11 protein-coding genes are annotated in these 14,096 nt (G+C 44.4%); 8 read left to right on the top strand and 3 right to left on the bottom strand.

Annotation, left to right across the window (positions count from 1 at the left end; all coding sequences use genetic code 11):
* Positions 1-722, bottom strand: a 722-nt coding sequence (gene ruvB, locus B3B27_RS04870; protein WP_414703309.1) for a Holliday junction branch migration DNA helicase RuvB, incomplete at its 3' end; no start/stop codon positions are given.
* Between the two features lie 23 nt (positions 723-745).
* Complete coding sequence (gene queG / locus B3B27_RS04865) at positions 746-1,666, bottom strand: tRNA epoxyqueuosine(34) reductase QueG (protein ID WP_238869196.1); 921 nt, start codon at positions 1,664-1,666, stop codon at positions 746-748.
* Positions 1,667-1,875: 209 nt separating this feature from the next.
* Here queG and B3B27_RS04860 point away from each other — a divergent pair, with 209 nt between their 5' ends.
* Together B3B27_RS04860 and B3B27_RS04855 are read left to right on the top strand one after the other, a co-directional pair.
* Positions 1,876-3,339, top strand: a complete 1,464-nt coding sequence (locus B3B27_RS04860; RefSeq protein WP_238869193.1) for a lipopolysaccharide biosynthesis protein — start codon at positions 1,876-1,878, stop codon at positions 3,337-3,339.
* A complete protein-coding gene (locus tag B3B27_RS04855; protein ID WP_238869192.1) occupies positions 3,326-4,234 on the top strand; it encodes a glycosyltransferase family 2 protein in 909 nt (302 codons plus the stop codon). The genes B3B27_RS04860 and B3B27_RS04855 overlap by 14 nt, the downstream gene beginning before the upstream one ends.
* Before the next feature lie 354 nt (positions 4,235-4,588).
* Here B3B27_RS04855 and rnr read toward each other — a convergent pair whose 3' ends face one another.
* On the bottom strand, positions 4,589-6,733 hold the full coding sequence (gene rnr / locus B3B27_RS04850; RefSeq protein ID WP_238869190.1) for a ribonuclease R: 2,145 nt from the start codon (positions 6,731-6,733) through the stop codon (positions 4,589-4,591).
* A gap of 298 nt (positions 6,734-7,031) precedes the next feature.
* Between rnr and B3B27_RS04845 the strand changes: the two genes are divergently transcribed.
* The 6 genes from B3B27_RS04845 to B3B27_RS04820 all read left to right on the top strand — a co-directional run bounded on the left by B3B27_RS04845 (position 7,032) and on the right by B3B27_RS04820 (position 14,096).
* A complete protein-coding gene (locus B3B27_RS04845) occupies positions 7,032-8,045 on the top strand; it encodes an NAD-dependent epimerase/dehydratase family protein (protein ID WP_286833573.1) in 1,014 nt (337 codons plus the stop codon).
* Positions 8,046-8,066: 21 nt separating this feature from the next.
* Positions 8,067-9,299, top strand: a complete 1,233-nt coding sequence (locus B3B27_RS04840) for a Cof-type HAD-IIB family hydrolase (RefSeq protein ID WP_238869188.1) — start codon at positions 8,067-8,069, stop codon at positions 9,297-9,299.
* Positions 9,296-10,369 carry an isochorismate synthase gene (locus B3B27_RS04835; RefSeq protein ID WP_238869187.1) on the top strand — a complete coding sequence of 358 codons (1,074 nt, stop codon included), beginning with the start codon at positions 9,296-9,298 and terminating at the stop codon, positions 10,367-10,369. Before B3B27_RS04840 ends, B3B27_RS04835 begins: the two co-directional genes overlap by 4 nt.
* Positions 10,370-10,378: 9 nt before the next feature.
* Complete coding sequence (gene menD / locus B3B27_RS04830; RefSeq protein ID WP_238869185.1) at positions 10,379-12,055, top strand: 2-succinyl-5-enolpyruvyl-6-hydroxy-3-cyclohexene-1-carboxylic-acid synthase; 1,677 nt, start codon at positions 10,379-10,381, stop codon at positions 12,053-12,055.
* Positions 12,056-12,207: 152 nt separating this feature from the next.
* Complete coding sequence (gene menB / locus B3B27_RS04825) at positions 12,208-13,029, top strand: 1,4-dihydroxy-2-naphthoyl-CoA synthase (RefSeq protein ID WP_238869184.1); 822 nt, start codon at positions 12,208-12,210, stop codon at positions 13,027-13,029.
* 11 nt (positions 13,030-13,040) lie between these two features.
* Positions 13,041-14,096 carry an o-succinylbenzoate synthase gene (locus B3B27_RS04820; protein WP_238869182.1) on the top strand — a complete coding sequence of 352 codons (1,056 nt, stop codon included), beginning with the start codon at positions 13,041-13,043 and terminating at the stop codon, positions 14,094-14,096.

Below are 14,096 nucleotides of genomic sequence, written 5' to 3'. Positions count from 1 at the left end.
CCGTTCCCTTTTACCTGAGCGAAATCACGTACACGGCGCAAAAGCGCGTTGGCAACACGGGGAGTCCCCCTGCTTCGTGAAGCTATCTCCTCTGCTGCAATCTTTTCGCAGCCAATATGAAGTATATCAGCCGAACGCAGGATAATACCGGTAAGGGTATCCATATCGTAATATTCCAGGTGCATGTTAATTCCAAACCGTGCCCTCAGAGGGCTTGTAAGCAATCCACTCCTGGTGGTTGCCCCCACAAGGGTAAAAGGATTCAGGTCGATCTGTATTGAGCGTGCACTGGGGCCCTTATCAATAAGTATGTCTATGCGGTAATCTTCCATGGCGCTATAGAGGTACTCTTCAACCACCGGTGAAAGACGGTGTATCTCATCAATAAAAAGCACATCGTTCCTTTCAAGTGATGTAAGTACGCCTGCCAGATCGCCGGGCTTATCGAGCACAGGCCCCGATGTCACCTTAAACCCAACACCCAGTTCGTTAGCAATAATGTTTGACAATGTGGTTTTTCCAAGGCCGGGAGGCCCGTGCAGCAACACATGATCGAGCGATTCGCCACGCATGCGTGCCGCACTCACAAAAATCTTCAGGTTCTCCACTATCTTGTCCTGGCCGTTGAACCCTCCAAAGGTTAGCGGGCGCAGAGTATTCTCAAACTCACGCTCACTTTCCTGAAAATCCCGGTTGCTATGTATGTCGAATGTCTCTTCCATCATTTAATCTTGTACAAAAATAGCTATTTATAGCGAGTTTTGGAAATTGCTTCTATATTCCTTTTTAACCCGGAATATTTTGCCCTTTTTACAGATGAATTGCGAAAAATCTGCCGGTAGGTATCTTCATTCATCTCCTGAAGCCTCTCGTAATCGAGCGAAAGGAATTCATCCGAGGGATTAAGTTCCGGCGTATTGTGTGGCCGGGCATACCTGTTCCATGGACACACCTTCTGACAAATATCGCATCCGTAAACGTTATTGCTTAACAGTGGCAAAATTTCCGGTGATATCTCGCATTTATTCTCAATGGTTTGATATGAGATACATTTCCCTGAATTGAGCCAGTGAGGTTTTTCGATGGCTCCCGTGGGACAGGCATCGAGGCACCGGCGGCACTTCCCGCAAGAGTGCGAGACAGGAGCATCGTAATCCAGCTCAAGATCGACAATCAGCTCCCCAAGGAAAAAAAAAGAGCCCTTGCCTGGAATAATCAACAGAGTGTTCTTCCCGATGAATCCCAGTCCGGCCTGAGCAGCCCAGAAGCGTTCCAGCACAGGAGCTGAGTCTGTGAAATATCTTCCTGAAACGCCGTGAAAACGAAGTTTTATAAATTCAAACAACTGTAACAGTTTTTGACGGACCACAATGTGATAATCATTCCCATAGGCATAGTAAGCAAACTGCGGCACGCTATCAGGCAGCTTCCGGTGGGGGTAATAGTTCAGGGCGACCGAAATAATGGATTTTGCTCCTTCAACAAGGAGGCGCGGATCAAGCCTCTTGCTAATATTGCGTTCCAGGTATTTCATCCCGGCATGGTTATTCTCCGAGACCCACTTCATATAACGGGCCTCTTCCCCACTCTCTTCTGCTTTGCTGATGCCACAGGCATCAAAACCAAGTGAAAAGGCATATTGCTTTATTTCTTCAGAAAAGGTCATTCGACAAAAACACAAATAATAGTCTTGTATTATTCAAAAAAAACAACATCTGTTTAATTATTAATAGCGAACAGAATTTTAAAAAACATGTCCTATTTCTATGTACAGATGGGTGTTCAATAAATATTTACCGAACTGTGAATAGAATAGGCTTCAAAAATACAAAAAGTTACGTACTTTTGCAGTTATAACAGGGAATATAACCTCTAATGGCGGAATCAACGTTAAAACAAAAAACAACCGTTTCTCTTTTCTGGAGTTTTGCCGATAAGTTCGGCCAGCAACTGATCAATCTGGGGACGAGCATTGTTCTTATGAGAATTTTGGATCCATCGGAATATGGATTGATAGGTGCACTGGCTCTGTTTATCGCTTTTTCCGGATTACTTATTGACAGTGGCTTTACACGTTCATTGCTGAACAGAAAAACCATCTCGACGGCAGAATACAGCACTGTTTTTTATTTCAATATTTCACTCGCTCTACTGCTGTATGTGATTCTATTTTTGGCGGCACCCTTTCTGGCTAAGATATTTCACGAACCTCGCATTGAACCTGTTTCGCGAATACTCTTCTTGTCACTGATATTCAATTCAGGAGGTATAATACAGCAGACACTGCTGACAAAGAAAGCCGATTTCAGGGGAATTACAAGGATAAATATTGCCGCACTACTTATTGCAGCTTCAGTGGCAATTGTGATGGCACTGAATGGTTACGGCGTATGGTCACTGGTAGTTCAAACAGTTCTTTTAGCCTTTTTCCGCACCATTTTCCTTTGGTTTTATTCGAAATGGAAGCCGGTGATGATATTCAGCTTAAAGCTTTTACGCTCTTTCATGGGCATTAGCAATAAGCTTTTGCTTACATCGGTAATAAACGCAGTTTTCAACAATATCTACCCCAGCATCATCGCTTTCTTCTATCCCAACTCCATGAAACAGGTAGGATATTACAGTCAGGCGAGTAAATATCAGGATATCCCTTTTGGTATCCTATCCAACTCTTTTCGTTCCGTATCGATGCTTATCCTACCGGAGATCAACAATCAGACAGAGAGGCTTAAACGGGTATTGAGCAAAATGATCAAATCTCTCGCTTTCCTCTCTTTTCCTGCGGGATTTCTGATGATTTTGATAGCAGAACCTGCCTTCGCTATTCTGTTCAAAGAGAAGTGGCTGCCAGCTGTGCCTTACTTCAGGATATTATGCCTTGCCGGAGTGATATCACCATTTGCATTTGTACTGAACGAACTATTTATCTCTCGAGAGAAAGCTAACTATTTTCTCGGGGTTGAGATAGTACGTCGCATAATTCTTGTGCTGCTTATTGCCCTGCTTTTCAGTTACGGTATAATTGGCCTGGCAGCAAGCTGGGTGATATACACATATATTACCCTTATAATCTCTCTGGTTTTATCAGGAAGGTTAGTTGACTATTCGTTGCTCGAATTCCTTACCGATGCCTTACCTTACGCCCTGGTAGCGTTTGTAAGCTGTGCAGTGGGATATTTAATCACCCTGAATATAACAGGGAATTACCTCTTTCTTGTCATCAACATTGTGCTTGTAAGCATACTCTATCTGTTGTTGTGCCGCCTGTTTAAGCTGGAGATGGCCAAAGAGATTGAGGAGTGGCTCTCTTCCAAAAGAAAAAAACATGAAAAATCCTGACAACAACACCTTGGTATGTGTGATAATTGTTTCATACAATTTTGAGCCCTGGATTCACAAATGCATACCCTCGGTTCAATCATCCACATTGAGTGCAACTGTTCTGGTTATAGACAACAATTCGGCCGACTCCACATGCGAAACCATTAAAAGTGAATATCCTGATGTTGTACTCATTGAGAATAAGCAGAATCTTGGATTTGGCAAAGCCAACAATATAGGCATTAAATATGCCATTGAGAAAGGTTTCGAATATGTATTCCTGCTTAACCAGGACGCATGGATTGAGAAAGATACGCTTGAGAGGCTTGTGATAGCAGCGAAGAGTAACCGTTGCTACGCAATTATATCTCCCGTTCATCTGAATGGGAGAGGCAGTTCCGCCGATTACGGGTTCTCAGATTATACAGGGATAAAAAACCGTGAAGAGGCACTGCATCTCCCTTCTGAGATAGTAGAATATTCTTTTATAAATGCGGCCATGTGGTTGATTCCAGTTTCAATTTTGAAAGATGCGGGGGGGTTCGCACCAATATTTACCCATTATGGGGAAGACCGTAATTTTGTGCTACGTGTTCAAAAGCTGGGATATAAGATTGGAATAGTCAGGTCTGCCTTTGGATATCACGACAGAGAAGCCCGTACCTTAAGCCGCACACAATATTTTTATTCGGAATATGTCTATTTTTTGACTGAAGCGGTAAACCCGACATATTCATATTTCAAAGCTTTTGCATACAGCCTTCTTGCCGCTCTGAAGAAAGCCGTGCTTGCACTTTTCTCGGGCAAGTATGCGGATTTTAAAGAGTACATATCCATTATATTCCGGCTTATAGGAAAAAGCTCAGCCATATGCCGTACGCGAAATAATAAGGGGACTGAAATTATGAAATAGGTAACCCGCATCAGGATATCCTTTCGGGCGTCGAATCAGCGCTGTGCCAAAAGGGGACTGAAATCATGGAATAGGGAATCCGCTTCAGTAAGTAGCTTTTCCATAAGACAGTCCGGCAAAACCAACGTCCACCGGACATAATGCATTATTCGTCAATACATTACGACCAGCCATAGTCCAATTGTTTTTTGCTGATTGAAAAATGATAAAAAACATTTACTTCAATATTACTATAAAACTGCCATGTATATCAGCCTGTTGAATATCCAAGAACTCTTATTCATGACTTATTAAAATAGGCTCATTAATGCTGTTTTACAAAAAAGTGCAGGTTTTCGTATCACCCCGTTTCAATCATGCAAATATGAAATCAAGTTGCCTCCTCTCCAGGTTTGCCCTGGCAACCTGGATGGTGACCGGCTGACCAAGGCGGTACTCCCTTTTTGTACGACGACCTATCAGACGATAATTTTTCTCATCCAGTTCATAGAAATCATCATCCATCTCCCTAATCGGTATCATCCCCTCGCACTTGTTCTCATTTATTTCAACATAGATGCCCCATTCAGTCACACCGGAGATAACGCCATCATACACTTTTCCCAGCTTGTCAGACATAAACTCAACCTGTTTGTACTTTATTGAGTCCCGCTCAGCGTTGGCTGCAACCTGTTCCATCTGTGAGCAGTGCTCACACTCTTCCTCCAGAGGCCCCTGATCCACACTCTTTTCACTGTTAAGATAACGCTCCAGCAGACGATGTACAAGCATATCGGGATATCGTCGTATGGGTGAGGTGAAGTGTGTATAGTAGTTGAAAGCCAAACCATAATGCCCCACATTCTTTGTAGAATAGACTGCTTTAGACATTGTTCTGATAGCTATCGTCTCAACCAAATTCTCTTCGGGCCGTCCCTGCACCTTATCCAGAAGAGAGTTGATGCTTTTAGCCACATCTATTTTTGTACCTTCTGTTTTAATTTTATGGCCGAAACGAAGAATAAAGGTATTCAGCGTATCCAGCTTTTCAGGATCTGGGACATCGTGTATGCGATATACAAAAGTTTTTGCTTTTTTGCCTTTGGGCACTTTGCCAACAGCTTCTGCGACCGTGCGGTTTGCAAGAAGCATGAACTCCTCTATAAGGTGATTAGCTTCCTTCGATTCAACAAAGAACACACCCAGGGGTTTGCCATTCTCATCGAGGTTGAACTTCACTTCGTAGCGCTCAAAGTTAATTGCTCCGTTCGCAAAACGCTTCTCACGAAGTTGCTGCGCAAGAGAATTGAGGCTCAGTATCTCATCGCTGAAGTCACCTTTTCCCGTATCAATAACTGTTTGGGCATCCTCATAGGTCAAACGGCTATCTGAACGGATGACCGTACGTACGATACGCGATTTTTGTATCTCCGCTTTCTCATTCATATTGAATATAACCGAAAAACAGAGCTTCTCTTCATTGGGCCTTAATGAACACAATTCATTGCTTAACCGTTCAGGAAGCATGGGGATGGTACGGTCCACCAGGTATATCGAGGTAGCCCTGTTCTCAGCTTCCCTGTCGATCAGGTCACCAGGTTTCACATAGTGAGTAACATCGGCAATATGTACTCCTACCTCCCATTGTGTGGGAGATATCCTGCGGATTGAAAGCGCATCGTCAAAATCTTTTGCATCCTTCGGGTCGATGGTAATGGTGAACACATCCCGAAAATCTTCCCGTTTGTCAAATTCTCCTTTGTCAAATGTATCGGGAATAAGATCAGCAAACTTTTCAACTTTTTCAGGATATTTGTATGGCAGATCGTACTGAGCCAGGATGGCGTGCATCTCGGTATCGTTTTGACCGGGTACCCCAAGAATATCTATCACTTTCCCCACTGGGTTGTTGGCTTTCTCAGGCCACTCAACAATTTCAACAACTACCTTGTCTCCGTTCTTTGCGTCATTTAACTCTTCCTTCGGAATGAAAATATCGTTCGAAAGGAATTTACTGTCCATCACAAGAAAAGCAAAATGCTTCTGAACTTCCAGTACACCGACAAAGCGGTTTTGTGCACGTTCCAGGATATCGACAACAGCTCCCTCAGTCTCGGCACGTTTGCGCTTTGCCAGCAACTGTATCTTTACTCTATCACCATTCATGGCATGCTTGCTGTTGCGTTCTGGAATATATATGATATTGCCATCGTCGTCGGGCACAAAAAAATTCTTGCCGTTGCTCCTTCGTTCGAACCTTCCTTCAAGTAACAATCCACGGTTATTTATGCGGTATCTCCCACGTGATGACTCCAGAAGTACATCATCATCGCGCAGTTTGTCGAGTACATTTATCAGTACACGCCGCCCCTCTTCGCCACGGATGTTAAGCGCGGCTGCTATCTGCTTGTAATTAAACTGTTTATCTTTATTCTTCGCTAGAAAATCTGTAACGGAAGCGATGAGGTCTTTTTTTCTGGGTTTTGTAACCGGGTGAATAGTCGTAGTTTTTTTTCTCATAATCGGTTGTTTTCATTCAAAAAAATTGCATTCACAATTTATGAGTGCAAAGTAATAAAAATTTTGGTTTCTTTCCTGCATTTTCAATAATGTTTCGTTTTTAGTGAATCTTAATTTTCTAATCCTGACATAATAACTATTTTTGCGTAACAGTTAGTAAAACCGGCATGATTTAAATAATCATCAGAGGTTCTGTCTGAAATTATATAATTCAACTTTCGCATGTATTACAATTACAGCCCGCATTAATACATAATAAAAGTTCAGTATATAAAAACAGGCATATACAGATTAAATGATGAATAACAAGAAAATTCTTATAACCGGAGCTAGCGGATTTATTGGGAGCACGGCCGTTGACAAAGCCCTCAGTCTGGGTTACGACACCTGGGCCGGGATCCGCCGCAGCAGCAACCGGCAATATTTGCAGGATGAGCGAATTCACTTTATCGTCTTGGATTATACCGATAAAGAGATACTGAAAGGGCAACTCAGCACTTTTGTGAATGAACATGGCAGGTTTGATCATATTATACATGTTGCAGGCCTGACGAAAGCCCTCCATAAGTCGGATTTCGACAAGGTGAATTATGAACAGACACGACATTTAGCGGATGCACTTTTTGAGATCGATGCCCTACCCGACTCGTTTGTGTTGATGAGTTCGCTCAGTGCCATTGGCGTAGGCGACGAAATCAACTACACGCCATTAAACTCCGCCCACCTTCCCAAACCGAACACAGCTTATGGTAAGAGTAAGCTGAAAGCTGAGAACTATATCAAAAGCCTTGACGGTTTCCCTTACCTGATACTTCGCCCGACCGGTGTTTACGGGCCACGAGACAAGGATTACCTTATCCTTATGAAGGCAGTGAAGAGTGGGTTGAATGTGGGTGCAGGATTTAAAAAGCAGCTTCTGTCATTTATCTACAGCGATGATCTGGTGAGCGTTATTTTCACTCTTATTGAAAAAGGTATCCGCAGAAAAGAGTATTTTGTTGCAGACGGAGATCTGTACACAGACACTGAATTCAATAGCATAGTGCAGGAAGCGCTTCAAAAAAAGCATGTGTTGCGGTTAAAGGTCCCGCTTTGGCTTGTGAAGCCGGCAGCATGGATAAATGAAAAAGTATCCGGGTTGTCAGGTAAAGCGACAACGTTCAACACAGACAAATACCTCATTATGAAGCAACGCAACTGGGCTTGCGATATTTCGCCACTGGAAGATGATATCGGCTTTGTACCCAAGTGGAAGCTGAGAGAAGGGATAGAGAAGACAATTGAATGGTATAAAAAAGAGGGATGGCTGTAAAAACATCAACAGATTAGTCATATGAAATACAAACTATTGGTTCTTGATGTAGACGGCACATTGGTGAACAGTAAGAAAGAGCTGTCGGAACAGACTTTGACAGCTCTTTTAAAAGTTCAACACATGGGGCTGCGCATTGTATTGGCTTCGGGGCGCCCTGCCTATGGCCTGCGCCATCTGATTGAAAAACTTGAACTTAAGAAATGGGGCGGATACATACTTTCTTATAATGGTGGCCAGATTATTGATGTTGGTAACGACAAGGTTATATTCGAAAAAAGAATAGACCCGTCAATGATTCCTTATCTGGAAAAGAAAGCTCAGAAGAACGGTTTTGGTATCTTTACCTATCATAACAACCAGCTTATAACGACTAAACCGGGCGACAAGCATATTCAGGACGAAGCAGCACTTAATGGCCTGGAAATTGTTCCGGTAAAAAACCTTTCTTCAGTAGTGGATTTTTCACCCTGCAAGTGTGTTTTGTCAAGTGATGACGAAACAGCCCTAGTTGCTCTGAAAGATTACTGGAGAAAGCGTCTGGCAGGCGTCCTTGATGTATACCGGTCCGAATCGTTCTTCCTTGAAGTAGTACCGGAGTTTATTGACAAGGGAAATACCTTGGGTGTATTGATAGAAAAGCTTGGAATAGATGCAAAAGAAGTAATGGCAATAGGTGATGGCAGGAGAGATTTTTCAATGCTTCAGCTTGCAGGCTTTGGGGTTGCCATGGGTAATGCGCGGGATTCGATCAAAGCCTGTGCCGACTATATAACCGGGGACAATGATAATAACGGAGTAGCTACCGCGGTACAGAAACTTCTCATTGCCAGTACCCGTCCGGCAGATATTTCGCTTGACGAGCTGAACGCAGGTAACCGCGATACGCTTATGGGCAATCTTGGAATTCAATATACCTACGCTTCGGAAGGACGTGTTGAAGCTGTGATGCCGGTAGACAAACGAACACGCCAGCCTTTTGGAATATTACATGGCGGCGCTACGTTGGCGCTTGCTGAAACGGTAGCCGGACTCGGCTCGATGATTATTTGCGAACCTGACGAAATTGTTGCAGGCATGCAGCTCAGTGGCAATCACATATCTTCCGCACACGAAGGAGATACGGTACGAGCCATTGGAACAATCATTCATAAAGGCCGCTCCTCGCATATATGGAATGTGGATGTTTTCACATCTACCAACAAATTAATCTCTTCCATCAGAGTAGTTAACAGCGTATTGAGAAAAAGATGAGAGATCAGAATGCATATCACACCCTGGATGCACTTATAGAGCAAGACAGATGTTTTGCAATATTCAGGCTGCCAGAAGAAACCGCCCCCCGGTTTATTATGCAAACAAACGGGGCGCCTTCTCTTTTTGGGAATGTTGATGACCTGAACGGGCAGCATGGATTTGTAATCGCTCCTTTCCGGGTAACTGCAGAATTACCCGTTATAGTGATACGGCCTGATTGCACCAGCCTCCCGGAAATGAATATTGTTATTCCGGAGAATCAGCAACGGAAAACCAAACCGCAGGTGTATGAGAGTACTGACAAGGTAAAGTATAGTATCTTGTTCGAACTATTCAAAAAACCACTGTTAAACGGCAAAATGAAAAAGCTGGTACTGTCGAGGAGAAAGACAATTGACAGTGAAGAAGCATTTTCGCCAGGGCGCACATTCTTCAAAGCAGTAGAAAAATATCCCCAATCGTATGTGTATCTTTTCCATACACCTGAAAGCGGCACATGGCTGGGGAGTTCACCAGAAGTACTCCTGTCTGGAGCAAAAGAAAGGTGGCAAACCGTCGCCCTGGCGGGAACCCACTATTCCGGCAACAGCGATGTGTTGTGGGACGACAAAAATCTCAGGGAGCAGCACCTTGTAACTTCCTACCTTATAAAGCAGCTCTCTTGTTTTAACATAACACCGGGGATAAACGGCCCATACACAGTTAAAGCGGGCAACCTGGCTCATCTGCGCACAGATTTAAGCTTCTGTATTCCTGACAAATCGAAGGCCGGAACTTTGTTAAATGCGTTCCATCCGACTCCTGCAGTATCGGGGCTTCCTAAAAATGAAGCCTGCCAGTTTATTCAAGATAATGAGGGTTACGACCGCCGTTACTATTCTGGATTCCTTGGTATGCTGGATACGAATGGAGAAACCGGAATCTATGTAAACCTCAGATGTATGCAAATTGAAAAAAAATCGCTTACTTTGTTTGCCGGCGGAGGCTTGCTCGCCACTTCTTCTTTGGATGACGAATGGGAAGAGACAGAGCATAAGCTAAAGACTATGTTAGATATACTTGAATAAGTCGCGGGTATGTACTCAGAAAAAAAGAATGTTTTACAATTAGTGGCGCTGCTCAAAGCGCATGGCATTACCGATATTGTATTGTCTCCTGGATCGCGAAACTCTCCTCTCATCCATTCTTTCGCTACAGATAAGTTTTTCACTTGCTACAGTGTAGTAGATGAACGGAGTGCCGGTTTTTTTGCATTGGGTGTAATACAAGCTTCGGGCAAACCTGTGGCAGTATGCTGTACTTCAGGTACTGCTGCCCTGAATCTGGGTCCGGCCGTAGCAGAAGCCTTTTATCAGCAACTGCCGCTTTTGGTAATCACCGCAGACCGTCCCGCTGCATGGATCGGACAGATGGATGGGCAAACTGTCCCGCAAGCCAATATATTCAAGGAGATAACACGCTGTTCGGTTCAACTGCCTCAGATAGCAGATGATGAAGAAGAATGGTATTGTAACCGGCTTATCAATGAAGCAATACTTGCCTTGAGCTCAGTTGTTCAAGGCCCTACACATATAAATATTCCTTTGGACGAACCCTTGTTTGGCTTCAACAGGGAAACCCTTCCCTCTGTACGTGTAATACGCCAGTCTGTACCGGGATACATAATAAACAGGGAAGACGGTTATGACCGGCGATTTGCCGGCTATCGGAAACGTATGATTATAGCCGGGCAGCTGCCTCCTGAGAACGGCTTGGCCAACATCCTGTATAAACTCCGCGAGATATCGGGAGTAGTAGTGCTGTCGGAACAGCTCTCAAACATCCCCGTAAAGGAGACTTCTCCTTTCGACATAGTACTTTATACGGCTTCTGGAAAAGAACTGGAAGAGCTAACACCCGATTTGGTGATAACACTGGGAGGACATATTGTTTCCAAACGTCTGAAGCATTTCATCCGTTCGGCAGATATCAGCGAACACTGGCATATTTCACCTTCAGGAGAGGTTACAGACACTTTTCAACGAGTTACTGACATTGTCAGGAGCGATGATGAAACATTTCTTAACTATTTGGCAGAGATTCCGCCCAATACGGAGGCGAAGGGTTTCCGTGACATATGGGAAAGACATTGTGCATCAGTCACCAGGCCGGAGGCCGCATTTTCCGATCTTTACGCGGTAGGAGCTTTTATGCAGAAGCTGCCGGAAGATGCCTCCCTCCAATTAGGGAACAGCAATAGCGTGCGACTGGCGCAATTGTTCGATGTTCCGCCTTCCACACGCCTTTATTGTAACAGGGGGACTAATGGAATAGACGGGTCGCTCTCAACAGCGGTTGGGTATGCTGCTTCTTCGGGCAGGCTCACCTTTCTGCTGATTGGCGACCTGAGTTTCTTCTACGACATAAATGGCCTTTGGAATAATTATAAGGATAGCAACCTGCGTATAATGCTGAATAATAACGGCGGAGGTGAGATATTTCACATTCTTCCGGGATTGAACAGATCGGAAGTGTTGAATGAATACATTACGGCAGCACATGCAACCGAGGCCGGAAGCTGGGCACAACAGCAGGGATTTATCTATCTTTCCGCCCGTAATGCAGAGGAGCTGCAACGGCATCTGCCGCAATTCATCGGCATGGAGAGCGAGAAACCTGTTCTGCTTGAAGTCTTTACATCCATTGAAAAAAACGCAGAACAGATAAAATCTTATTATCATCAACAAAAAACAAAAAAACAACGTTCCCGATAAGTGGACACTGAGAATGAACTTGTCTTAAATGTTTTCGATAAAAGATGTGCAGAAAGATAATTTATTTGTATTATGCCTTTACAAGATAACAACTGTTTTTTTTACTTGAATTATCAAGAGCAGGAAAAACTAATTTTAATAAAAACAGATCAATGACAAACAGAGAATGGAAGACTATTAAAGAGTATGAAGATATTCTTTTTGATTTTTATAACGGGATAGCACGGATTACGATAAACCGGCCGCGGTATCGTAACGCCTTTACTCCCAATACCACCGGAGAGATGAGCGATGCCTTGCGTATATGCCGTGAAGAAGCCGATATATGCGTAATAGTTATTACCGGGGCTGGAGACAAGGCTTTTTGCTCGGGAGGTGATCAGAATGTAAAGGGTAAGGGTGGATACATAGGCAAGGATGGCGTTCCACGCCTTAACGTGCTGGATGTTCAAAAACAGATCAGATCGCTCCCGAAACCTGTTATTGCAATGGTGAACGGATATGCCATCGGAGGAGGACATGTGTTGCATGTGGTCTGCGACCTGTCTGTAGCATCTGATAATGCTGTCTTCGGACAGACAGGTCCCCGTGTGGGCAGCTTCGATGCCGGCTTCGGGTCGTCATACCTTGCCCGTATCGTAGGGCAGAAAAAAGCCCGCGAGATATGGTTCCTCTGCCGCCAGTACAGTGCACAAGAGGCGCTTGAAATGGGACTTGTAAACAAGGTGGTTCCATACGAAAGATTAGAGGATGAGGTGGTTGAATGGGCAGAAGCCATGATGCAGCACAGCCCGCTAGCGCTCCGCATGATAAAGGCGGGTCTTAATGCCGAACTGGACGGTCAGGCCGGTATACAGGAGCTGGCAGGTGATGCAACCATGCTTTATTATCTCACTGATGAGGCACAGGAAGGCAAGCAGGCATTTCTTGAAAAACGTAAACCGGATTTTACACAATTCCCCAAATTTCCTTAATCTGATAGAATATGTTCCGGATAGAGATCATACCACATACACTCCTGTTCAAACAGCCGGCAGGCACATCAAGAGGTGTTTATACCGAACACAGTGTATGGTATGTGGTTTTCCGAAACGAGGAGGAGAAACATCATTACGGAGTAGGAGAATGTGCGCCGCTCCACGATCTTAGCTGTGATTATGATGCCCATTACGCCGAAAGGCTGGCCACTTTTTGTAAGATAACGGAAGAGAGACAGAGGGTTGATACGGAATTACTCCGTAATTACCCGTCAATCCTTTTCGGGCTGGAAACAGCTATGCGGCACTATAGGGAACGTAGATGGCAGCTATGGGATAGCCCGTTCAGCCGTGGTGAAGAGGGCATAACTATAAACGGGCTTATCTGGATGGGTGAGTATGCCGATATGTTAAAACAGATAGAATCGGTACTGGCAAGGGGATTTAACTGTGTAAAACTCAAGATCGGCGCTATTGGTTTTGACCGCGAGCTAGCCCTGCTTCGTTTTATACGCAGCCGTTATAGTGAACGTGAAGTGACATTGCGCGTAGATGCTAACGGGAACTTCTCACCAGGGGATGTTAAGGAGAAGCTTCATCAGCTTGCCGGGCTTGGTATACACTCCATAGAACAGCCTGTTAGAGCAGGACAGTGGCATGAGATGGCCGGGTTATGTGAATCCTCACCGCTACCCATAGCTTTGGATGAAGAGCTGATAGGAGTTAACGATCCTGCTGAAAAGAGAAAGCTGCTTGAGACAATCCGTCCCCAATATATTATACTTAAGCCATCATTACATGGAGGAATTGCCGGATGTGCCGAATGGATGGAGCTTGCCGGCGAAATGGACATTGCGTGGTGGATAACATCTGCGCTTGAATCGAACGTGGGACTGAACAGTATTGCCCAGTGGTGTTCAACATTCAACAACTCACTGCCGCAGGGATTAGGAACAGGAATGCTGTATATAAACAATATACCGATGCCCTTGGAAATTAGGGGAGACATGTTGTGGTTCAACCCGAAAGGAGGGATGCCGGATGTGTTCGAATACTTTTCATGA

Origin of the sequence: Proteiniphilum sp. UBA5463 (genome assembly GCF_002427225.1) — a bacterium.
Taxonomy (GTDB): domain Bacteria; phylum Bacteroidota; class Bacteroidia; order Bacteroidales; family Dysgonomonadaceae; genus Proteiniphilum; species Proteiniphilum propionicum.
This window is presented reverse-complemented; position numbering and strand designations above follow the sequence as displayed.